At 35.3% G+C, this 21,573-nt stretch carries 21 protein-coding genes and 2 pseudogenes; 11 read left to right on the top strand and 12 right to left on the bottom strand.

Annotated elements, in window-relative coordinates; genetic code table 11:
* Window positions 1-124: 124 nt before the first annotated feature.
* Window positions 125-1,543, top strand: a complete 1,419-nt coding sequence (spoVR, locus tag AZF08_RS06925; RefSeq protein WP_033674611.1) for a stage V sporulation protein SpoVR — start codon at window positions 125-127, stop codon at window positions 1,541-1,543.
* A gap of 37 nt (window positions 1,544-1,580) precedes the next feature.
* Here spoVR and AZF08_RS06920 read toward each other — a convergent pair whose 3' ends face one another.
* The 4 genes from AZF08_RS06920 to AZF08_RS06905 all read right to left on the bottom strand — a co-directional run bounded on the left by AZF08_RS06920 (window position 1,581) and on the right by AZF08_RS06905 (window position 7,010).
* Entirely contained in the window at window positions 1,581-2,021 is a 441-nt protein-coding gene (locus tag AZF08_RS06920; RefSeq protein WP_033674612.1) for a hypothetical protein, read from the bottom strand.
* Window positions 2,022-2,178: 157 nt separating this feature from the next.
* Entirely contained in the window at window positions 2,179-3,378 is a 1,200-nt protein-coding gene (locus tag AZF08_RS06915) for an LCP family protein (protein ID WP_082246063.1), read from the bottom strand.
* A 327-nt stretch (window positions 3,379-3,705) separates the two neighbouring features.
* Window positions 3,706-5,361: a Na/Pi cotransporter family protein gene (locus AZF08_RS06910; RefSeq protein ID WP_033674613.1), complete on the bottom strand. Its 1,656-nt coding sequence runs from the start codon at window positions 5,359-5,361 to the stop codon at window positions 3,706-3,708.
* 446 nt (window positions 5,362-5,807) lie between these two features.
* Window positions 5,808-7,010, bottom strand: coding sequence for an MFS transporter (locus AZF08_RS06905; RefSeq protein ID WP_033674614.1), 1,203 nt, complete (start codon window positions 7,008-7,010; stop codon window positions 5,808-5,810).
* 322 nt (window positions 7,011-7,332) lie between these two features.
* Between AZF08_RS06905 and AZF08_RS06900 the strand changes: the two genes are divergently transcribed.
* From AZF08_RS06900 to AZF08_RS06870, 7 genes and pseudogenes are all read left to right on the top strand, one after another.
* The gene (locus tag AZF08_RS06900) at window positions 7,333-8,421 is read left to right on the top strand and encodes a DUF871 domain-containing protein (RefSeq protein ID WP_033674615.1); all 1,089 of its coding nucleotides are present in this window, start codon (window positions 7,333-7,335) and stop codon (window positions 8,419-8,421) included.
* 89 nt (window positions 8,422-8,510) lie between these two features.
* Window positions 8,511-8,633 (top strand): annotated as a pseudogene (locus AZF08_RS06895) (PTS sugar transporter subunit IIA); the annotation flags it as partial.
* Window positions 8,634-8,772: 139 nt separating this feature from the next.
* On the top strand, window positions 8,773-9,093 hold the full coding sequence (locus AZF08_RS06890) for a PTS lactose/cellobiose transporter subunit IIA (protein WP_033674616.1): 321 nt from the start codon (window positions 8,773-8,775) through the stop codon (window positions 9,091-9,093).
* Between the two features lie 17 nt (window positions 9,094-9,110).
* On the top strand, window positions 9,111-9,416 hold the full coding sequence (locus AZF08_RS06885) for a PTS sugar transporter subunit IIB (RefSeq protein ID WP_033674617.1): 306 nt from the start codon (window positions 9,111-9,113) through the stop codon (window positions 9,414-9,416).
* Window positions 9,417-9,506: 90 nt separating this feature from the next.
* Window positions 9,507-10,817: a PTS sugar transporter subunit IIC gene (locus AZF08_RS06880; protein WP_033674618.1), complete on the top strand. Its 1,311-nt coding sequence runs from the start codon at window positions 9,507-9,509 to the stop codon at window positions 10,815-10,817.
* Window positions 10,793-11,071, top strand: coding sequence for a hypothetical protein (locus AZF08_RS06875; RefSeq protein ID WP_033674619.1), 279 nt, complete (start codon window positions 10,793-10,795; stop codon window positions 11,069-11,071). The genes AZF08_RS06880 and AZF08_RS06875 overlap by 25 nt, the downstream gene beginning before the upstream one ends.
* The gene (locus AZF08_RS06870; protein ID WP_033674620.1) at window positions 11,061-12,146 is read left to right on the top strand and encodes a DUF871 domain-containing protein; all 1,086 of its coding nucleotides are present in this window, start codon (window positions 11,061-11,063) and stop codon (window positions 12,144-12,146) included. The genes AZF08_RS06875 and AZF08_RS06870 overlap by 11 nt, the downstream gene beginning before the upstream one ends.
* Before the next feature lie 48 nt (window positions 12,147-12,194).
* On the opposite strand, the gene AZF08_RS06865 is transcribed toward AZF08_RS06870, so the two are convergent.
* Genes AZF08_RS06865 through AZF08_RS06855 form a run of 3 tightly spaced genes read right to left on the bottom strand, consistent with a single transcriptional unit; the run spans window position 12,195 to window position 15,153 of the window.
* A complete protein-coding gene (locus AZF08_RS06865) occupies window positions 12,195-13,352 on the bottom strand; it encodes an ABC transporter permease (RefSeq protein ID WP_407639466.1) in 1,158 nt (385 codons plus the stop codon).
* 26 nt (window positions 13,353-13,378) lie between these two features.
* The gene (locus tag AZF08_RS06860; protein ID WP_033674622.1) at window positions 13,379-14,053 is read right to left on the bottom strand and encodes an ABC transporter ATP-binding protein; all 675 of its coding nucleotides are present in this window, start codon (window positions 14,051-14,053) and stop codon (window positions 13,379-13,381) included.
* A complete protein-coding gene (locus AZF08_RS06855; RefSeq protein WP_033674623.1) occupies window positions 14,050-15,153 on the bottom strand; it encodes an efflux RND transporter periplasmic adaptor subunit in 1,104 nt (367 codons plus the stop codon). The genes AZF08_RS06860 and AZF08_RS06855 overlap by 4 nt, the downstream gene beginning before the upstream one ends.
* Before the next feature lie 235 nt (window positions 15,154-15,388).
* On the opposite strand from AZF08_RS06855, the gene AZF08_RS06850 reads away from it, so the two are divergent.
* Together AZF08_RS06850 and AZF08_RS06845 are read left to right on the top strand one after the other, a co-directional pair.
* Window positions 15,389-16,123, top strand: a complete 735-nt coding sequence (locus AZF08_RS06850) for a YwaF family protein (RefSeq protein ID WP_033674624.1) — start codon at window positions 15,389-15,391, stop codon at window positions 16,121-16,123.
* A 144-nt stretch (window positions 16,124-16,267) separates the two neighbouring features.
* A pseudogene (locus AZF08_RS06845) lies at window positions 16,268-16,738 on the top strand (peptide ABC transporter permease); the annotation flags it as partial.
* Window positions 16,739-17,297: 559 nt separating this feature from the next.
* Here AZF08_RS06845 and AZF08_RS06840 read toward each other — a convergent pair.
* From AZF08_RS06840 to AZF08_RS06820, 5 genes are all read right to left on the bottom strand, one after another.
* Window positions 17,298-17,951, bottom strand: a complete 654-nt coding sequence (locus tag AZF08_RS06840; RefSeq protein WP_033674626.1) for an MBL fold metallo-hydrolase — start codon at window positions 17,949-17,951, stop codon at window positions 17,298-17,300.
* A gap of 464 nt (window positions 17,952-18,415) precedes the next feature.
* Window positions 18,416-19,735: a branched-chain amino acid transport system II carrier protein BrnQ2 gene (gene brnQ2, locus AZF08_RS06835; protein ID WP_033674628.1), complete on the bottom strand. Its 1,320-nt coding sequence runs from the start codon at window positions 19,733-19,735 to the stop codon at window positions 18,416-18,418.
* 241 nt (window positions 19,736-19,976) lie between these two features.
* Complete coding sequence (gene cotJC / locus AZF08_RS06830; RefSeq protein ID WP_033674630.1) at window positions 19,977-20,546, bottom strand: spore coat protein CotJC; 570 nt, start codon at window positions 20,544-20,546, stop codon at window positions 19,977-19,979.
* Window positions 20,547-20,559: 13 nt separating this feature from the next.
* Window positions 20,560-20,823 carry a spore coat protein CotJB gene (locus AZF08_RS06825; protein ID WP_033674631.1) on the bottom strand — a complete coding sequence of 88 codons (264 nt, stop codon included), beginning with the start codon at window positions 20,821-20,823 and terminating at the stop codon, window positions 20,560-20,562.
* Window positions 20,824-20,831: 8 nt separating this feature from the next.
* Window positions 20,832-21,047 carry a spore coat associated protein CotJA gene (locus tag AZF08_RS06820; protein WP_033674632.1) on the bottom strand — a complete coding sequence of 72 codons (216 nt, stop codon included), beginning with the start codon at window positions 21,045-21,047 and terminating at the stop codon, window positions 20,832-20,834.
* A gap of 116 nt (window positions 21,048-21,163) precedes the next feature.
* Between AZF08_RS06820 and AZF08_RS06815 the strand changes: the two genes are divergently transcribed.
* The gene (locus tag AZF08_RS06815) at window positions 21,164-21,538 is read left to right on the top strand and encodes a VOC family protein (RefSeq protein WP_033674633.1); all 375 of its coding nucleotides are present in this window, start codon (window positions 21,164-21,166) and stop codon (window positions 21,536-21,538) included.
* The last annotated feature ends 35 nt before the right edge of the window (window positions 21,539-21,573 follow it).

The raw sequence follows: 21,573 nt of genomic DNA, 5'->3' as shown, positions 1-21,573 counted from the left end.
AGAGGCATTCTTGTTTTATACAAGGATGCCTTTTATAGTATTTTCCTCTTGATGTGTTTAATCTTCATGAAAGCTTGTTGTCCTTCATACACTTTCTTAAGGGAAATTGTAAGGAGGGAAAAAGATGAGAAGTAGTGATGATAAAGAACTCCAATATGCAATTGCTGAAATTACTGAAATTGCAACAGGCTTTGGACTCGATTTTTATCCGATGCGCTATGAAGTATGTCCTGCTGAAATTATTTATACATTTGGTGCGTATGGAATGCCGACGCGGTTTTCACATTGGAGTTTTGGGAAGCAGTTTTTCAAAATGAAGCTGCATTACGATTTGGGGCTAAGTAAAATATATGAGCTTGTCATCAATTCTGATCCATGTTATGCGTTTTTACTCGATACAAATGCATTGATTCAAAATAAATTAATTGTGGCCCACGTATTAGCACACTGTGATTTCTTTAAAAATAATATTCGCTTTTCAAATACGAAGCGCGATATGGTTGAAAGTATGGCAGCGACAGCAGAGCGCATTAAAGCGTATGAACATAAATATGGAAAAGAAGAGGTAGAAACATTTTTAGATGCTGTTTTGGCGATTCAAGAACATATTGATCCATCGCTTATGCGACCAAAGCTTGCATGGAGTACGGACGATTTGGAAGAGGAAGGAGTAGAAAAAAAACGGGTATCACAGTATGATGACTTGTGGAATCTAGATGATAGGAATAAAAAACAAGAACGCCCAAATATGCGTAAGAAAAAGAAAATTCCACCGCAGCCAGAGAAAGATTTACTTCTCTTCATTGAAGAATATAGCCGAGAGTTAGATGAATGGCAACGTGATATTTTAACAATGATGCGAGAAGAAATGTTGTATTTCTGGCCGCAGCTTGAAACGAAAATCATGAACGAAGGCTGGGCTTCGTTCTGGCACCAGCGCATTCTCAGAGAAATGGACCTAACATCCGATGAGGCAATCGAATTCGCAAAACTTAACGCTGGAGTCGTGCAGCCATCTAAAACAAGTATTAACCCATACTACCTTGGTATTAAAATGTTCGAAGATATTGAAGAACGATACAATAATCCAACTGAAGAAATGAAGAAGCGCGGTGTGAAACCAGGATCAGGACGTGACAAGATCTTTGAAGTACGAGAGATTGAATGGGATGTATCCTTCTTAAGAAATTACTTAAACAAAGAGTTAGTGATGAGGGAAGATATGTACTTATTCCAGCGCCAAGGGAAAGAGTATAAAGTAATTGATAAAGAGTGGGAGAACGTGCGCGATCAGCTCGTAAATATGCGTACAAATGGAGGTTTCCCATACTTAGTAGTAGAAGATGGCGATTATTTAAAGAACGGGGAACTGTATATTAAGCATAGTTATGAAGGGATTGAGCTTGACTTAAAATACTTAGAGAAAGTACTGCCATACATTCATCAGCTGTGGGGAAGAACCGTTCATATGGAGTCGTCGGTGGAAAATAAAGGTGTGGTCTTTTCATATGATGGGAAGATGGTGCATCGGAAGTATGTGTGAAGCCGCTGGGATTGATCAGCGGCTTTTTTGAGAGTAATTAAGCCACAATTACTTTCATTAAATTTTCATATTCTTTATTTGCAATCTGGTATAGTTGCAAAGTATGTTCAAAGACTAGAGCTGGGTTGAAGTTTGGCTCGGAAAATGCAAGAGAAGTTGAAATGTCGATAGAGTTTCTATCGTTGATTGTGAATTTTGCAAATCTATATGCGATGTTTAGTTCGTTGATTAGACGTAAAACTTCATCTTTAGGTGTAGAATCATGTAATCGCACGACATTGAAGCAATACATATCTACAGTAGGATGCTCGTTATGGAAAGCAGCAATAAGACGGATCTTTGCGCCGCTTTCTGTATCTAAGTTGACTGCAAAGAATACAGAACCATCATTCTCATCTACGTTTTCTTCCATATATATTTCATTGGATTTTAGGTAATCTTTAAAGTCTGAAATGTTATGTTTTACTGCGGCTTTCATATGTATGTGCCTCCTGTTAATTGGAATAGATTTCTATAATTTATTATAATTTAAAGATATTGAAATTGATAGTTGAAAAGTTAGAATTTTTAATATTTTGGAAAGGGATTGAAAGAATAAGAAACCCAGCTCTATGGAAGGAGAGCTGGGTTTCTTATTAATTATTATTTGACGTTGTTTTTGTCTCTTTGTTACTGCTAGTAGACTTTGATTCTTTATTTTTTTCTGGATTTGTTTTTTGGTTGTTTTCTTTATCGTCAGTATTAGTTTGTTTATATTCTGGTAGTCCAAGATGAGAACGAAGCTGCTTTGTTAAATCTGTTAACTCTTTTTCCAGTGGTACATAGTAATATGTACCGCCGTCACTCGCGCGACCACATTCTTTATCACCAGCGGACATATAACAATCTTTACCTTCAATTTGTAATTTTTCAATAGAAGAATCTGTACCATATTTATAGAATGATAACATATCATCAAATGTTAAGTTCGTTACAAATTGTCCGTTAATGTCATCAATAATATTTCCTACTTTTGTTACAGATCCAACACTTGTAAGCTTTTTCAAAATAGCTTCGATAACAAGCTGTTGGCGTTGTCCGCGCATTGCATCACTATCAATGTGACGTGTTCTCGCAAGAGCAAGAGCCTCTTCGCTATTTAATGTTTGTACACCTTTTTTTAGATGAATTGCACCGGCATTATCATTGCTATCTTGTTCAGTAAATTCGACCGGTACATCTACTTCAATACCACCTAAATCATCAACAATTTTCATGAATGATTTGAAGTTGAATTTTACAAAGTAATCAACCGGTACATGAAGTAATTTTTCGACTGCATCGATGCTAGCTTGTGGTCCACCATCTTTTCCATTTTTTGCAGATCCAAATGCATGTGCATGTGTAATTTTATCCTTTTTCTTTTCTATCGGGATATACGTATATGTGTCTCGTGGAACACTTAAAAGTTTTACTGTTTTACTATCTTTATTGAAAGTCGCAAGTAACAGTGCGTCTGTTCTTATGGCAGCACCATATTCTTTGCCTCGTACATCACTTTCATCAACGCCCATTATTAATACAGAGACGTTATTAGAAATAGGCTTTACTACTTTATCACGTAAATCTGATTTATCGCCGCGCGCTAAATCGTGAGCGGCATTTCGAACAGCTGAGGATGCTTTATTTACTAAAAACCAAGTATATCCGCCTCCCATTATTAAAAATAATAAAAGGATACTTATAATAATCTTTGTTTTTTTCTTTCCGTTTTTCTTAGTATTTCGTGTATTTTCTTGTAAAGATGGGTTTTGATCCATTTCATATACTCCTTCATTTGGATTGAAATACGACACTCATATTAACTAATTATAATTAAAATTGGTGAAAAAGAACATTACAAATCATTTACATTTCACCAAAATTCAATTTATTTTATAAAAAGTCAGATTTTCTAATTATTTATAAAGAAAATTTTAGGAGAGAGAGTGATAGAATAAGTATAATTCATCGTATTGGGAATAGAGAGATATATTATGAAAAAACAATAGATAAGTCAGATTCATAAATTGGATTGAAGTATATCCTCGTCTAGCACAAGGGTACAGAAGATCCAATGATAAGTGTATTACAAGATTAGAGAGTGATAAAAAAGAGACGCTTTATAAGAGCGTCTCTTTTGCTTATAGTGTTTGTTTTAATGCATATTTTCCGTGTTCACCTAAAACTCCATCTGCAATATTTACAGCGTGATCACCGATACGTTCTAAATTACTTACCATATCAACAAAAATAATGCTAGCATCTCCTGAGCAGCTACGTTCGTTTAGACGAATTACGTGGCGCTTACGCAATACACGCTCCATTTGATCAATTTTACGTTCTTTGGTAATGACTCTTTGTGCAAGTTCAGTATCAAAGTTTGTTAAAGCACCAATTGCATCTTGTAATGTTGAAATTGTTAATTCAAGCATTTCATTTAGTTCTGCCATTGCTTCATCCGATAGTGTGACACGATTAGAAATTTGAGAGTCCACAAGCTCTACGACGTTTTCTACGTGGTCTCCAACGCGTTCAATATCTCCGACAACAGATGCTAATACAGAATGTTTTTCTGAATCTGCTGGAGAAAGTGGTTTTTCTGAAAGTAACACTAAATACTCAGTGATTTTTTTATCTAAGTTGTTAATAGCTCCTTCTAATTGAGCTGCCATGTCAGCATGTTTTTTTTCTTTTGTATTTAAAAATTGATTTGCTTCTTTTAGGCCGTGTAATGAGAACTCTGCCATACGAATAATTTCTTTTTGTGCCTCTGTTAAGGCAATGGCAGGAGATTGCTCAATAAATATTGGATTTAAATGCTGCGGCTTAAAGTCAATCGATGCATCTTCTCCGCGAATGATTTTTGTTACAATCCATGCTAGCACGGCAATGAATGGGAACTGAATAATCGCATTTGTTACGTTAAATGTCCCATGTGCAAAAGCAATTGTCATCTCTGGGTTTAAGTTTAAAGATGTTTGGAAATATTGAATCAAACTTGTAAATGGTACTAATAAAATTGTAAAGATGATGGTACCAACGATGTTAAAGATAACGTGAACTAATGCTGCTCGTCTAGCTGCAATAGAAGTACCGATTGCTGCTAATACAGCAGTAATTGTTGTTCCAATATTATCACCAAATAATACAGGAAGCGAAGCCTTTAAATCGATTGCACCTTGACCAAATAATTCTTGTAAGATCCCAATTGTCGCACTTGAGCTCTGTACAATTAAAGTGAATACGGTACCTACAATAACTCCTAAGACAGGGCTATTGCTCATACTAACTGTTAATTCTTGGAATGATTCTAGAGAACGAAGTGGTTTCATACCTGTGCTCATTAATTCTAAACCGAAGAATAACATACCAAACCCGAACACAACTTGTCCGAGAGACTGTACTTTTTTATTTTTAAAGAAGAATAACAGGATAGCTCCAACTGCCATAATTGGAAGGGCATATTCTCCAATTTTAATTCCGATAATAAATGCTGTAACGGTTGTTCCAATGTTTGCACCCATAATAACACCGATTGCTTGTCGTAGTGTCATAAATCCAGCACTTACAAGTCCAACTGTTAAAGCTGTTGTTCCTGAACTAGATTGAATAAGTACGGTAACTAACATACCAGCTAGTACACCCATAAGTGGGTTGGTTGTGAAGCGATCGAGAATATCGCGAAGACGATCTCCGGCTGCTTGTTGCAGTCCATCTCCCATATACTTAATACCGAATAAGAAAATACCTAGTCCACCAATAAATTGGAAGATCATGTCTTGAACATTAAATTCCACGCATTCCACTCCTCAAATTTCATGTACGGTGTAATTATTAACTAAAATTTGAGTCACTGTAAACGATTTACCGATAAAATTTACACTAAATTTACAAAGTGATAAAATGTTTACATTTATTTAAAGAAACCCCTGGTTTTAATACGTTATTTAGGTATTTAATGTAAAAAATAAACAAGAGATAGAACTCTGTGTATCCCGCTATTTATGGGCAGGAATATGCCCGCCTCAAAATTCGGTGAAAGAAAAGAAGTTAGGTGGGAGATAAACTGCCCATAAAAGTCCGATTGGTGAAGGTTAACGATCAGTGGAGGATGAAGAAAAAAACCACTGACTAAAGTTTCACTTTGTAGCGTTTGATTACAGATAGAAAAATAAGCAATAGTATCTAAAGTTTTGTGCATACTTGATGAGGAATGCATATAAAATCAAAAAGCTACTGAGCGTTATCCAGTAGCTTTTTCCTGCTTCTTGTTCATTCGTTTTTGCTTACGCACATTTGTAATATAAATAAAAAGAAAAGCGATTAACAAAATTGAAGAATAGCGATATACAGTCGCATAGTCTGTGAAGTGTGCAATGAATCCAAAGATAATGGCCCCAGCTCCAATGCCAAGATCAAATGCTGAGAAGAATGTCGCAGTAGCAACACCGCGGCGGTGTGGGGCTACACGGTCAATCATCCACGCTTGTAAGGCAGGTTGAATTGCTCCAAATCCACTTCCATAACAACTTGCTGCAATAATTAAACTTGGTATTGTTGTCGTATACGACAGAAGGATAATTCCCGCAAATGTTAAGATAACACCAGGAATGATAACAAATGTATGCCCTTTTATATCGTATAATCTTCCAGAGAAGGGGCGTGTTACAGCGATTGCGAGTGCATTAAATAAGAAGAAGAGGCTAATATCAGCGATTCCAATTTGTGTAGCGAATAACGTGATGAAGCTTCCGATACCTCCGTACATTAAAGTAATACATAATATTAATAATGAAGGAAGTAAAGCTTTCTTTTCGATAAATCCATCTAAAAACGTTTCATGTGTTTGTTGAATCGGTTTCTCAGTCGCTTGAATCGTAAGGAGCTTTGTTAATATTAAAGAAATCACTGTACAAGATAGTGCACATAAAAAAAGAATTGTAAAGCTATAGGTTTGCATAAGCCATAATCCGATAAGAGGACCGAGCGCCATGGCTATTGTTCCAGAGAGACCGAAATATCCCATACCTTCCCCGCGGCGGGCGGGTGGAATTAAGTCAGAAACGACTGTCCCATATGTAGTGGTTGTAATTCCGAAACCGGTTCCATGTAAAATTCGAACGGCAAGAAGAAGAAAGACAGTTGAGGCGAAAAGGTAGCTACCCATGGCAAGTAAACAAACAGCGGTTCCGATCATTAAAATAATCTTTTTGTTGAATTTTTGCAGGGCATTTCCCGTTAACGGTCGAATAAAAAGTGCTGCAACGGTAAACATACCAACAACAAAACCGATGCTTGAACTTGTACCACCAATTTCTTTAACGTAAACAGGTAAAGTTGGAATTAACATTTGAAAGCCTAAAAACATACATAAGTTTGCTAGAATTAACGCAATAAACTCTTTTGTCCATAATGGTTCTCGTTTTACGAGTATTGCTTCTCCCATATATTCATCCCCTATATAATTTTTCTCTGTTCTTTCGAGTATATGTAGTGGTCAATGTAACAGTCAAGAAAGGTGAACTGAAACCGTGTAACAATTTTCGGGGCTAAAAAATTTACAAATTTGTGTAAATACTACACAAATACTCTTAAAAAAGGTAAAGTATAGATGTATAGTCTGCTAGTTGTTATGAATGATAGAGGTTATTTTCTCTAAAAAGAAAGCGGATTCAAATGATTGATGAAGTAGAAGGGGATTTAAACTATTTTATTACATATGTTTGAAAAGGTTTACAAAATGATGATGAAGAAAGAGGCGTATACACATGAGACGATTAGGTATTTCGATTTATCCAGAACATTCTACAGTAGAGAAAGATAAGGAATATTTAACATTAGCACATCAATATGGATTTACACGTGTATTCACATGTTTATTATCCGTAGATGGGGAAAAAGAGCAGATTATTAAGGAATTTAAGGAAACGATTTCTCATGCAAATGAATTAGGTTTTCAAGTACTTGTTGATATTAGTCCAGCCGTTTTTGAGCAGCTTGGTATTTCTTATAATGATTTGTCATTCTTCCATGAATTAGGTGCATATGGTATTCGTCTAGATGTTGGTTTCTCGGGGTTAGAAGAATCCATTATGACATATAACCCGTATGGATTGAAAATTGAGATTAATATGAGTAATGGTACGAAGTATGTTGATAATATTATGAGTCATCGTCCAAATCGTGAAAATTTAATTGGTTGTCATAATTTCTACCCACATCGCTATTCTGGTCTTTCTTATGAGCATTTCATAAAATGCTCAAAACAATTTAAAGACTATGGCATGCGAACTGCTGCTTTCATTACATCATTTGATGCGACATATGGACCATGGCCGGTAACTGAAGGTTTGTGTACGATAGAACAACATCGTGAATTACCGATGACAACACAGGCAAAACATTTATTTGCGACAGAACTAATTGATGATGTAATCATTGCAAATGCATATGCATCGGAAGCGGAATTAAAAGCACTTGGAGAGGTAAATAAAGAGAAGCAAACGTTTGATGTAGCGATTTATGAAACAACAACAGACTTAGAGCGGAAAATTGTATTAGAAGAACCGCATTTCTATCGCGGGGATGTATCTGAATATATGATTCGTTCTACACAAAGTCGTGTGAAATATAAAAAAGAAGAGTTTAAACCACATAATACAAGACCAATTAAACGTGGTGACCTTCTTATTGATAATGAACAATACGGTCAATATAAAGGTGAATTACAGGTTGCCTTAAAAGATATGGTTAATACAGGTAAGACAAATGTAGTTGGTCGTGTGATAGATGAAGAAATTTTCTTGTTAGATTATTTACAGGCTTGGGATAAATTTGGGTTCACGTTAAAGAAATAATGATTTGTAGATAGAGTAAAAGGAAAAACTGCTGGTTTTCAGTAGCTTTTCCTTTTTATATATGTACGAGAGAATGATAGGAAATGAAAAATGAAGACTTGCAAAAACTCTATGATTTTTTATATGATATTATGTCCAATCCAACTATAGTAGAAAAGCTAATTCAAGCAGAAGAAATTGAAAGATTTCAAGAAGTTTTAAAGTCGTTATGAGGTTTGGGAGTTTTGTGATGAATTAGATTAAAAAACATATAAAAATTTCCGTTGTGTAACGGAAGTTTTTTATGTTTAAATGTATGCGTTTTCAAATTAAGGTAGAGATATAGAAAAACATAGCTTGGAGGAGTTTAAAATGAGTGAAATGCAAATTCCATTTGAACTTATTTTACATGGCGGTAATGCTAGAAGTGCAGCATTGGAAGCAATTGCTTGTGCAAGAGAAGGAGAGTTTGAGATTGCGGATGTAAAAATAGAACTTGCCCGTCAAGAAATTTCAGCAGCTCATCGAATTCAAACTGATTTAATTCAAGAAGAGGCGAAAGGAAATCATGCAGAGTTAAGTTTATTATTGGTGCACGCACAAGATCATTTAATGAATGGGATTACTGTAAAAGAGCTTGCAGAGGAGTTTATTGTTCTTCATAAACGAATGGCAGAGAAAGTCGTATTGTAAAGTCGAGGATAAATTATATGTATATTTTATTATGTTGTGCCGCAGGAATGTCAACGAGTATGGTTGTAAGAAGAATGCAAGAAGAGGCACAAAAGCAAGGTAAGAATTATAAAATTAAAGCTGTTGATTCTGAATTAGTTAAACTTGAAATTGCTAAGGCAGATGTAGTTCTGATTGGACCGCAGGTAAAATACCTGTTAAGTGCAGTAGAGACGCTTGCAGCGCCGCACTGTATACCGGTTGCAATTATTGCACAGAGAGATTATGGCATGTGTGATGGTTTGACAGTACTTAAGCAAGCAGAAGAGTTAGTTCTTCGGTGATTTAAGTACCTTATTTTTTACATATAAACATTATAATGTTATAACTTTATCGTATTTTCTTAGATTCAAGATAAAAGGGGAGGTTTATCGATGAATGGTTTTATGAGTTTTATGGAACAAAAAATTATGCCAACAACACAAAAGATTGCAGGACAGCGACATTTATTAGCCATTCGAAATGGAGTTATTTCTACATTACCATTAACAATTGTCGGATCATTTTTTGTTATATTCCTTAATTTACCGATTGATGCATATATGGAATGGATCGCACCATTTCGTCATATTTTAGATATTCCATTTCGGTTTACAGTAGGTTTAATGGCATTATATGCAGCTTTTGGCGTGGGGGCTTCTTTAGCGAATTTTTATCAACTTAATCAATTAAGTGCGGGACTATTATCTGTACTTGCCTTTTTACTTGCGTCAGTAGAACCAGTTCAAGTATTGAAGCCGGTGGAAGGTGTTATTGATGCTGGTAGATATATTTCAGTAGGAACATTAAGTGCGACTTCACTGTTTGGAGCAATTGTGACGGCATTAATCGCAGTTGAAATTTACCATTTAATGATCAAACATAATATTTCTATTAAATTGCCAGATAGTGTACCACCGGCAGTTGCAAATTCATTTGCAGCATTAATTCCAACATTAGCCGTCATTCTTTTATTCTGGGGCATTCGCTATGGCTTGAAATTTGATATTAACACAACAATCACATATTTAATTACACCACTTAAATCAGTATTAGTAGGAAATAATTTGTTTGGTGGTTTGCTAACAGTATTTTTAATTGTATTTTTCTGGTCATTTGGTATCCATGGTCCAGCAATTTTGGGGCCAATTATTCGCCCGATGTGGGACTCAGCCATTCTTGAGAATATGGAAGTTTTCACAAGTACAGGAGATGCGCATCATTTACCAAACTTATTTACAGAACAATTTATTCAATGGTTTGTATGGATTGGAGGATCTGGTTCAACGCTAGCTTTAGTAGTAATGTTTATGTTCTCTAAATCTAAATTTTTAAAGGAATTAGGAAAATTATCTTTTGTACCAGGTTTGTTTAACATAAATGAACCAATTATTTTTGGAGCACCGATTGTAATGAATCCGATATTAATTATCCCATTCGTAATTACACCGTTAGTTACAACAACGTTATCGTATTTTGCAGTTGTTTCAGGCATGATACCGATGATGATGGCAAAACTTCCATTCACGATGCTTTCTCCAATTGCGGCAGTAATTAGTACAGATTGGACCATTACAGCAGGGGTATTGGTGTTCATTAACTTTGCAATTTCATTTGTTATCTACTATCCGTTCTTTAAAATGTATGAAAAGCAACAGCTAGCAGGGGAGGAGAATGAAACATGCTCGGAGCAGGTATCATCATAATTACATTTGTTGTCGGTCAATATATTGCCCATTATTCTGAATGGATAAAAAGCAAATCTTTAGTAACCTTGCTACTTTTATCTATTCTGCTCATCGGCTGTTCGATGGGGGCGTTTGTCACACTAGGTTTACAGTCACCATTCTTTATCATTGTACCAACAATTTTATGTGCAACATGTCTATCTGCAAAATATAGATTTACGAGCATGGCATTATTACAACGTATAAAGGAGATGCAAAAACATGGAGCGTAAATTAGGAATTTCTCTTTATCCTGAACATTCAACAAAAGAACGTGATATGGCATATATTACAGCGGCAGCACGCCGTGGATTTACAAGAATATTTACTTGTTTATTATCCGTAAATCGTCCGAAAGAAGAAATTATAGCTGAATTTAAAGAAATTATTACACATGCGAAAGAGTGTAATATGGAAGTAATTTTAGATGTAGCTCCTACTGTTTTTGATCAACTTGGTATTAGTTATAGTGATTTATCATTTTTTGCGGATTTAGGAGCAGATGGTATACGTTTAGATGTGGGATTTGATGGATTAACAGAATCGAAAATGACATATAATCCATATGGATTAAAAATTGAGCTCAATGTAAGTAATGATATTGCTTATTTGGACAATATTCTATCACATCAAGCAAATAAAGCGTCGCTATTAGGTTGTCATAACTTTTATCCACAAAAATTCACAGGTCTTCCTTATGATTACTTCATTCGTTGTAGTGAACGTTTTAAAGAGCAGGGGATTCGCACTGCGGCATTTATTACATCACAATCTGGTTCGATTGGTCCGTGGGATATTAATGATGGATTATGTACGTTAGAAGAACATCGTAATCTATCAATTGATGTACAAGCGAAACATTTATGGGCAACAGGAGTTATTGATGATGTAATTATTGGGAATGCTTATGCAAGTGAAGAAGAATTAGAGAAGCTAGGAAAATTAAATCGTTACATGTTAGAACTAAAAGTACAATTTGTAGAGGAAGTTACAACGATAGAGAAACAAGCAACACTTCAGGAAGTACATGTACGCCGTGGTGATATAACAGAATATATGGTGCGTTCTACAGAAGTGCGTAAGAAATATAAGCATGAAGATTTTCCGGTACGTCCGAGCGTTATGCAAGAAAAGGGTCAAATCTTTATTGGAAACAATTTATTCGGAAAATATAAAGGTGAATTACAAGTGATATTGCAAGAAATGCCAATGGATGAAAGGAAAAATATTGTTGGTAATATTATAAAGGAAGAGTTGTTTTTACTAGGTTATATCCATCCATGGAAGCAGTTTATATGTACGGAATAAAAGAATAGTTGAAAAAAAACAGCTACCACAAGGTAGCTGTTTTTTTGTTTATTCATATCGTAAACATTCAATTGGATCAAGTTTAGCAGCTTTGTTAGCTGGAAGTAAACCGAATAGAATACCAATTAACATAGAGAGTCCGACTGAAATAAGTCCTAACTTTATGGAAACTACAAGTGGCCATCCAGCAAATATTGCGACGATCCAAGCGAAGAAGATACCGAGCATAAAGCCGATGAATCCACCTAATGCGGTCAAAATACAAGATTCAATGAGGAATTGCATTAATACTTTCCCGCGTGTTGCTCCAAGAGCTTTACGGATACCAATCTCACGCGTACGTTCTGTTACAGATACGAGCATGATATTCATAACACCGATACCACCAACAAGTAGTGAAATAGCGGCAATACCACCAAATACACTTTTTAAGATACCTGTAAATCCATCAATCTCTTTTAATGCTTCTTGTGGATCGGGTACTTTGAATTTTCCTGTATGCTCTGGTTTTTTCGCATCATTTAATGATTTTACAACAGCATCTTGTACAGCTTGCTTATCTTGGCCAGGAGCAAGTTTGACTGTCACACCATCATAGTTGTTCTTGCCAAATAGGACAGGCCAGTTTTCTGCAGAGATAGCACCTTCTTTAAACTCCATGCCACCCATCATTGCTTTTGTAGAATATACGCCTACTACTTTGTAGGGCGTACCTTTTATATCAACATATAAATCTGGTTCCCATGAAGAGAATAACTTATTAAATGCATCTTTATTTAATACAATTGTGTGTTCAGGTTTATCTAAATCGGTAGCTGTTAAAAATCTACCATGCTCTAGTTGGAATCTAGAAGCATCTTCAAAGTAATCACCTTTGGCACCAGTTATATCAATATCTAATTCTTTTTTTCCAGCATATACCTTTTCTTTCCCTCTAACATCTGGGTAAACATCTTGAACACCAGAAATTTTTGAGATATTTTCATACATGCTTGCAGATATTTTTCCATCCATATCAGAATAATCTTCTGTTGTGTAGTTTACTGAGAACTGATCTTTCTTTTCTTTTCCTATTTGTTCACGAAACTTTGCATTTGTTCCGTCACCAATTGAGATAATGGTGATAATCGCACTAACCCCAATAATAATCCCTAGCATCGTTAAAACAGAACGCATTTTATGAGCGAAGATAGAGGATAGGGCCATACGTATATTTTCACTTGTGTTCAAAATCAACCTCTCCAATCTTGGACGATATTTCCGTCACGAATTACAATTTGGCGTGCTGCCGCTTCCCCAATTTCACGATCATGGGTAATCATAATGATTGTTGAGCCTTGTTTATTTAATTCGTAAAAGAGGTCCATAATTTGTTTACTTGTTTTTGTATCAAGTGCACCTGTTGGTTCATCAGCTAAAATGAACTTTGGATTATTTACGATTGCACGAGCAACAGCAACACGCTGTTTTTGTCCACCGGATAATTCATTTGGTAAATGCGAGGCGCGATCCGCTAATCCCACTTTTGTTAGTGCTGCTAATGCACGTTCACGTCGCTCCTTTTTATCTACCCCAGCATAAATAAGAGGTAGTTCTACATTTTGTAGTGCATTGAGACGAGGAAGTAGCATAAAGTTTTGGAATACAAATCCGATTTCTTTATTACGAATATGGGCTAGTTCTGTTTCAGACATGTTTGAAATATTTTGTCCGGCTAATGAATAGGTGCCAGTTGTCGGTTTATCTAAGCAACCGATAATATTCATCAATGTTGACTTACCAGAACCAGATGGTCCCATGATAGAAGTGAATTCACCTTGGTTAAGTGTTACATCGATGCCGTGCAAGATTTGAACTGTTTCTTCACCGTTTTGAAAGGATTTCGTGATGCCCTTTAAGTCAATCATTCCACATTAACCTCCATACCATCTTTTAAGTCTTTTTCTGGTTTAGAGATAATTTGTTCACCTTTTTTTACGCCAGAAACTTTTGCTTCGCTATCTGTTTCGAATTCAACAGTAACAGCTTGTTCTTTTGCTTTACCATCATTGATGATGAACACGACATTTTTATCGCCTTTTTTCACAATACTGCTTTTCGGAATAATTGTACCAGTTGCTTCACCAGACTTGCTTGTTACATATACATGGAAGCCATTTTGTAATTCTTCACTATTATTTAATGTAACGGTAAATTGATAGTTAGAAACTGTCTTGTTTTCGTCCATACTCTTTAATGGAGTTGTACCGATTTCTGTGACTGTACCTACCCATTTCTTGCCTGTAACAGTTTTAGATGTAACAGTTACTTCTTGCCCAACTTTTACGTGCGCTAGTTCATATTCTGATAATTGTCCTTTAACTTTTAGAGGACCAGCATTACGTATTGTAATACCACTCATACCTGTTTTTTCATCAGCATTTTTTGTAATATCTTCAATTACGCCGTCAGCAGGGCTTGTTACAGAAAGAGTAGTTAATTTTTCTTTGTTTGTTTTAATCATTTGATCAGCTTTTTCAACTTCAAACTTTTTCATTTCAAGCTGTGATTCAAGGGTTTGAATTTCAGTTTCAGATGCTTTTAACATTTCCCCAGGTGCGCCAGCATTTTTATCTTTTTGTAATTTTTGCTTTGCTGCATCCAGTTGTTTCTTGTACAGTGTTACTTCTTTTTCAGCTAATTTCTTTTGCATTTCTGCTTCGGTAACACCTAGTTTTATAGTAGGATCATTGTATTTGAAAAGTAGCTGTCCTTTTTTTACTTCATCACCTTTTTTAACTGCTAGTTCATACGTACCTTTTGATGGATCAAATGCAATTGTTTCAATTCCATTTGGAATGACTTCACCACCAAATTTTTGTGCATTTTCAATCTGTTTTTCTGTAATTTTATAACCGCTGTATGCCATAGCCACGTCAGAACTCCCACCAGCAAAAGCAAAATATGAACCTGCCGCAATTCCAATCGCTACTACACTAGTAATTAACACTTTATTTTTCTTTTTCATTTATTTATCACCTTTTCGCTCGTTTTTGTATCTGTTTTCAGTATAGAAGAGGAAAAGAATATGACAAATCGTTTTAGCTTACAATAACATTACAGTTTTGTAAGGTTTATATATTGAAATAACTTGGGGCTAGATTTGTAGGGGTAGAGAGGTTTTCAGTTTAGAAGAAAACAAATTGGTTGACGAGTCTTTGTTTTCTTACAATAATATTGTATGGAGGAAAGGAGGAAGGTATATGGAAGCTTATTTTCGAGCAGCTCCATTAGAGCCGTTTGTTCCATACTCAAAACAACATGTTATTATACTTCTTCTTATCGGTGTAGGGATTTATTGTATCTATCAATATCAGGATCTGCTCCGTCAACAGCAATGGAATATGATGGTTCGTTATACAATGGCTTGTTTCTTTATTGGAAGTGAAATTGGACTTGATCTGTGGCAAGTGAAGGCTGGAATTTTTCAGTTAAGTACCTCATTACCATTTGAGTTATGTACGGTGAGCTTACTATTGGCAACAATAATGGTTATTACAAAAAGTTACAAAATATATGAGATTGTCTTTTTTACGGGGATTATTGGGGCATCACAAGCAATCTTAACACCAAACTTACAGTACGCATTTCCGCATTTTCGCTTCATAGAATATTTCATTGCACATGTATTACTCATTTGGGCACCGCTCTTTATGACATGGGTAGAAGGCTACAGACCAACTCTTCAATCGATTAAGCGTACGATGCTTTTTTTAAACATATTGATTCCAATTGTTTCGTTCGTAAATTATAACACTGGCGGAAACTATATGTTTTTAGCACATAAACCAGAAACAGCTTCATTACTTGATATGTTAGGTCCTCACCCGTATTATATTATTTCATTAGAAATCGCTGCATTTATAGGGTGTTTACTATTATATATGTCATTTTCTAAAAACGAAAAGCGTGTGCAAAAAGAATCGCTAGGATCATAATCCTAGTGATTCTTTTTTTGTGAAGAAAATATTTACAATTCTGAAAATTATTTATAAAATAAAGCGAAGCGTCAAATGATAGAATGGAAAATCGTATAGAGAGAAGGGGGAAGATGGTAAGGAAAGTTATTTCACATAGTGTAGAAGTTACAAAAGGAAGAATTTATTGATGCTGCCCGTATACTGGGAGGAAGTAAAGGGCATATTGTGCGGAAACATGTGTTTCCGCATTTATATATGACATTTATTCTTGTATTTATGCAACAATTTATTAAAACCCTTATTATTTTTCTTCATTTAGGATTACTTGAAGTGTTTTTTGGTGGAACGGTGCAGTTTGGCGGAATGATTAAAGAACTAGATTCTTATACACATGAATGGTCGGGATTAATTGGCGTCTATTTTAGGTCTCTAACAGTGCATCCATGGATTCCGCTCGTACCAATTACTTTTTTTGGACTTACTATTTTTTCAGGAAATATGATTGTACGAAGTATAGAGGATGCGATGACGAAAGTAAGGTTAGGAGAAAGTGAAAAGAAAGAGGAAATCAGAGAGGTACAGCCTGTTTCACACCCTCAAGAAGAATTGTTTACGTTCAAACATACAATGTGAAGAGCCTAGAAAACTAGGCTCTTTCCTATTTGATTCAATTACAGGATTGTAAGGATAGTGTAATGAAAATCGATAGGGATAATGTCATATTTTCGATACACAGTGTATATCGAAATGTACAAGAGCAGGTGAGGAAATACAATGGATTTTTTAGAAGTATCAAAACGAAGTATAAAAAGAAATATTCGCGATTATTTGTTATATTTTATCTCTTTAGTAGGTAGCTGTTGGCTTAAAATAAAGTTCGATTAAAAAATAGCTGAAAACATTCATTTCATCATAAAAAGAATCCCCTACGTTTTGAACAAAGATTGATCAAAATGTAAGGGATTTATAACTTAACTCTCGAAAATGGTATAAAAAAGGTTGATCATTTTCTGTTTGTATTGTTCCACAATGGCGCCCATTTGCTGAAGAATGCCGACCTTATATTGACTGTTAGTATTGTTGAAGAACGAAAAAGATAAAATAGAGCTACCCAAAAGGAACAGCTATTCTTCAACCTTCACACCGTTTAACAACAACGCCTCAATAAATGATAATCTGTTATTAGCATCCTCTAAAATTTTTGGATCTGCTCATTAATATTTCCCTTAATTAATCCTCCGTGGTAACAAACCACGGATTCAATATCTAGGTCTAAATATTTCTTCAAAGACCGTCGAGCAGCCTTTATATCCAAAGTGGTTGGAACATGAATGCCCCCCAGTGTTCCGTTTACACTGTACATCGAATCCCCGGCAACAAGCGTTTTACTTTGCCTCAAATATAAGCTGATATGGCCAGGAGTATGCCCTGGAGTATGGATGATATGAATTCCGCCACAATACGGCAGTTCTTGACCGTCAATCAAGGTAACATCCACTTTTCCCTTCGGTGGATTCCCTATGTGCCCGTCTTTCAAAAGAGGTAAATCCCCCTGGATATAAGGCTTATCTAGTTCGTGAGCATAAACTTTAATATTCCTTCCACAATTCTGCAATATTTCAGGAAGACTGCCTATATGATCTATATCCTGATGCGTCAAAATCACAACTTTTAGTTTATCGAACGACACTCCTATCTTATCCATTGCTATGTGTAAATCTTCAATTTGTCCAGGGAATCCAGTGTCTATTAAAACAGCCATTTCCTGATCCCATAAAAGGGTTGGATGAATAATATTCCCATGAAATTCAAGGTGCAGCATCTCTACTCCCTTAGAAATTTTCATAACTTTGGTCTCCTTTATAATTAGATTTTATTAATGTAAAAAAATTTGTTTGATTACACAAGAAGATTGGAAAAATAAAGCTAATCTTGTACTTAAAATACTATTATTACTTAGTTCATTAATTGTTCATTATCACACTAAACAGCTCCGTTATTGGAATAACTTAAAGCTTCGATTTACTTTTAATAATTCCTTTTCTTATTCAAGAAAATGGCCCAATTGCTGAACAAGAAAAATCCTGTATTAAAATGCAGGATTTTTGATCAATCTTTTTTATAAACGTCGCAACTTTATTCAAAACATCGGGTCTTTTTTAGAAGGATCGTGACTTTATTTCAAATATACAGTAGCATCGGAGTTTATATTGTGATTTATTGTTAACGGTTCGCTCATATACAAAAGTTGTATTAAGTGAGAGAAAATAAAAAAGAAGCAAGCATTCGTAAAAAATGCTTGCTTCTTTTTTATTTAGTAGTAACTTCACCTTCTGTTTGCGTTTGCGGGATAAAGTATCCTACGATACCTCCAACAATGGCTGGAACAATCCAGCCAATTCCTAATTTGTAAAAAGGAATGGTACTTACAATGGATGCAATAGAAGTTGGTATCATTCCCACATTATCAAGCGCATGAATACAGCTAATGATGAATGCGGCAATCATTGCACCAATATATACAGAAGGCTTACGCTTTGTATATTTATCAATAAATGATACAAAAATTAAAATGATTGTAATTGGATAGAGAATGATTAACACAGGTAATGTAATTTTAATTAATAAGCTTAATCCTAGATTTGAGATGATGAAGCTAAAGATACAAACATATAATACAAGTTTTTTATACGAGACGTTAGTTAGTATTGTTGTGAAATAGTTAGCAAAAGCACTAACGACACCAATAGCTGTTGTTAAGCAAGCAAATATGATGGCAATACTTAGCATGATGTTACCGCTTGTCCCAAATAATTGATACATAACAGTCGCTAATAGTTGGCCACCGTTTTCGAATTGCCCTAAGTTTCCGTTTGATGCACCAATATATCCAAGTAAGAAATAAACAATTGTTAAGAAAAGAGCAGCAATACTTCCGCAAATAATTGTATATTTAGCGATGGATGCTTTTTCCTGGACACCATTTTGGCGAATGGCATTTACGACAATTGTTGATAAAACGAGAGCGCCGATTGCATCTAATGTTAAAAATCCTTCTAAAAATCCTTTGAAAAATGGGATTTCTTTATAGTCACCGACTGGTGCTACAAACGATCCTGTTGGAGAAAGAATTGCCTTTGTTGCCATAACGGCAATAATTCCGAGTAAAATTGGCGTTAGTATTTTGCCAATATGATCAACTAATTTGGACGGGTTTAATGATAAAAAATAAACAACCGTAAAGAAAATAAAGCTAAAGATTAACATGGAATACCATTGATCTTGGAAAAGTGGAGCAATTCCAATTTCATAAGAAACAGACCCAGTTCGTGGAATAACAAATAGTGGGCCGATTGAAAGATAGATAATAATGGCTAGTACTGCTGCGAATTTTGGGTGAACACGGCTTGCTAAATTGTTAAAACTACCACCGGCAAGAGCAACGGCAACAATTGCTAATAAAGATAAACCTACATCTGTAATAATAAATCCTGAAATAGAGCCCCACATGTTTTCTCCAGATGAAAGTCCGAGAAGGGGTGGGAAAATCATATTACCAGCGCCGAAGAAAACTGCAAATAGCAATAAGCTAATGGAGAGAATTTGCGATGGTTTTAAAGTTGTACGCATTATATATATAATCCTCCTAAGAATATTTCGTCGAAAATTCAAATAATTTGTCGAGTAACTGTTTTAATTCTAATGGTCTGATGACTAGAAAGCAACAGGGAATTTTAAAAAAATTAAAAATTAATGCGTTAAGGTGAATAATTATACTATTTATAGGGTGGAAAGGAGAGATTTTCCTTTTGGGGAGTAGGAAGGTACGAATTAAAAAAGACGCACATGTTCATATGTGCATCTGCAATAGTTAAAAATAGATTTTTCGATCTCGCTCTTCTTTTAGAATTTCGACTGCTTCACGGAATCGTTGTGAATGGACGATTTCGCGTTCGCGTAAAAAGCGTAGTCCATCATTTATATCTGGGTCGTCTGATAAATCAATTAACCATTGATATGTTGCACGTGCTTTTTCTTCTGCGGCAATGTCTTCGTATAAGTCTGCGATGGGATCACCTTTTGCTTGGATGTATGTTGCTGAAAAAGGAACACCACCTGCGTTATGGTAAAACAAAGCACTATCGTGATTCGCATACTGAGCATCTAGTCCGGCTGCTTTCATCTGCTCAGGTGTTGCATCTTTTGTTAATTTATAAATCATCGTAGCAATCATCTCTAAATGGGCGAACTCTTCTGTACCGATGTCTGTTAGTAAACCAACTACTTTATCAGGAATGGTGTATCGTTGATTTAAATAGCGGAGAGCTGCAGCTAGTTCACCGTCGGCACCACCATATTGTTCAACTAATAATTTTGCTAGTGCTGGATTGCAAGTACTTACCCTAACAGGATATTGTAATTTTTTTTCGTATACCCACATAAGTTTTTCTCCTTTATATTTGCCATGGCCAAGGCCCTTTGTTCCATTCCCAAGGGGCATTGGAATAACTATTTCCAAACTGTTGAAGTGGACCGTATTTTTCCTCGATTTTTTGTGTTAGCAATCTACGTTTGTAGGAAAAATCATTAAATTGTTTTATGGATGCAACATCATCTGGGTGGGTATCTAAATAGAGGGTAAGCTCAACTAGTACAAAATCAAGTTCTTGCAATTCTTCTATCCATTTATAGTATTCATCTGGTAATGTTTGAGCCACGATTTGATTCACCGTCCTTTCTTATATGGATTCTCATAATAATCATAAAAAGCAGGCCATAAAGTTCCTTTTTTTAATGCTTCTTTTGGCGAAAATTGTGGCAGGTTAGTTGGCTGGAATCCCATATATAAATGGGGAGGAGTCGAGTAATATTTTTTTCCAATTGGAGGGCAAGGATCCTGTGGGCCATGGTAAGGCGTGTAGGATTTCATGAATTTATCCATCTTATAAACCCCCTTTATAAGTAAAGCGTAAAGCATTCATCACTATGTATTGTATTCAGACATAATTGTTATTTATGACTCATATAGAAAACTAATAGGGACAGGGGGAAATATATGTGGAGACGATTACAAATTGTATCGTATTAGAAGTGCGAAATTTAAAGGAAACTTTATATTTTTATGAGGGAATCCTGGGTCTTAAGCCTAGCGGGCAGAGGCCACAATTAAATGTACCTGGTGTCTGGTACGATGTTGATACAACAAGAATTTGTTTTGTAGTTAATAGGAATCGAAGCGATGGGGTTAAGGTAGATTCACCTCCATGTATAGAGGTCGCTTTTTCAATTTCTGATATGGAAAAGGTAAAGAAAAAGCTGGAATTCTATCAGGTATCATTTCGTAAAGAGTATGGTGCTGAAGGAGAGGCTATTATTGTTTATGATCCAGACCAACATAAACTTCAAATTGAATCGAAAGTAAATATACAGTGAAACTTTAATTAGTGGGGTATTACTGCTTGTTAATG

Source organism: Bacillus gaemokensis, assembly GCF_001590835.1.
GTDB lineage: Bacteria > Bacillota > Bacilli > Bacillales > Bacillaceae_G > Bacillus_A > Bacillus_A gaemokensis.
This window is presented reverse-complemented; position numbering and strand designations above follow the sequence as displayed.

Excerpts from the sequence above, each read along its gene's own strand:
- AZF08_RS06855 (WP_033674623.1), bottom strand. The coding sequence starts at position 15,153 with ATGAAAAAGAAAAATAAAGTGTTAATTACTAGTGTAGTAGCGATTGGA.
- spoVR (WP_033674611.1), top strand. The coding sequence starts at position 125 with ATGAGAAGTAGTGATGATAAAGAACTCCAATATGCAATTGCTGAAATT.
- AZF08_RS06850 (WP_033674624.1), top strand. The coding sequence starts at position 15,389 with ATGGAAGCTTATTTTCGAGCAGCTCCATTAGAGCCGTTTGTTCCATAC.
- AZF08_RS06905 (WP_033674614.1), bottom strand. The coding sequence starts at position 7,010 with ATGGGAGAAGCAATACTCGTAAAACGAGAACCATTATGGACAAAAGAG.
- AZF08_RS06900 (WP_033674615.1), top strand. The coding sequence starts at position 7,333 with ATGAGACGATTAGGTATTTCGATTTATCCAGAACATTCTACAGTAGAG.
- AZF08_RS06920 (WP_033674612.1), bottom strand. The coding sequence starts at position 2,021 with ATGAAAGCCGCAGTAAAACATAACATTTCAGACTTTAAAGATTACCTA.
- cotJC (WP_033674630.1), bottom strand. The coding sequence starts at position 20,546 with ATGTGGGTATACGAAAAAAAATTACAATATCCTGTTAGGGTAAGTACT.
- AZF08_RS06880 (WP_033674618.1), top strand. The coding sequence starts at position 9,507 with ATGAATGGTTTTATGAGTTTTATGGAACAAAAAATTATGCCAACAACA.
- AZF08_RS06840 (WP_033674626.1), bottom strand. The coding sequence starts at position 17,951 with ATGAAAATTTCTAAGGGAGTAGAGATGCTGCACCTTGAATTTCATGGG.
- AZF08_RS06860 (WP_033674622.1), bottom strand. The coding sequence starts at position 14,053 with ATGATTGACTTAAAGGGCATCACGAAATCCTTTCAAAACGGTGAAGAA.
- AZF08_RS06870 (WP_033674620.1), top strand. The coding sequence starts at position 11,061 with ATGGAGCGTAAATTAGGAATTTCTCTTTATCCTGAACATTCAACAAAA.
- AZF08_RS06820 (WP_033674632.1), bottom strand. The coding sequence starts at position 21,047 with ATGGATAAATTCATGAAATCCTACACGCCTTACCATGGCCCACAGGAT.
- AZF08_RS06865 (WP_407639466.1), bottom strand. The coding sequence starts at position 13,352 with ATGGCCCTATCCTCTATCTTCGCTCATAAAATGCGTTCTGTTTTAACG.
- brnQ2 (WP_033674628.1), bottom strand. The coding sequence starts at position 19,735 with ATGCGTACAACTTTAAAACCATCGCAAATTCTCTCCATTAGCTTATTG.
- AZF08_RS06890 (WP_033674616.1), top strand. The coding sequence starts at position 8,773 with ATGAGTGAAATGCAAATTCCATTTGAACTTATTTTACATGGCGGTAAT.
- AZF08_RS06885 (WP_033674617.1), top strand. The coding sequence starts at position 9,111 with ATGTATATTTTATTATGTTGTGCCGCAGGAATGTCAACGAGTATGGTT.
- AZF08_RS06875 (WP_033674619.1), top strand. The coding sequence starts at position 10,793 with ATGCTCGGAGCAGGTATCATCATAATTACATTTGTTGTCGGTCAATAT.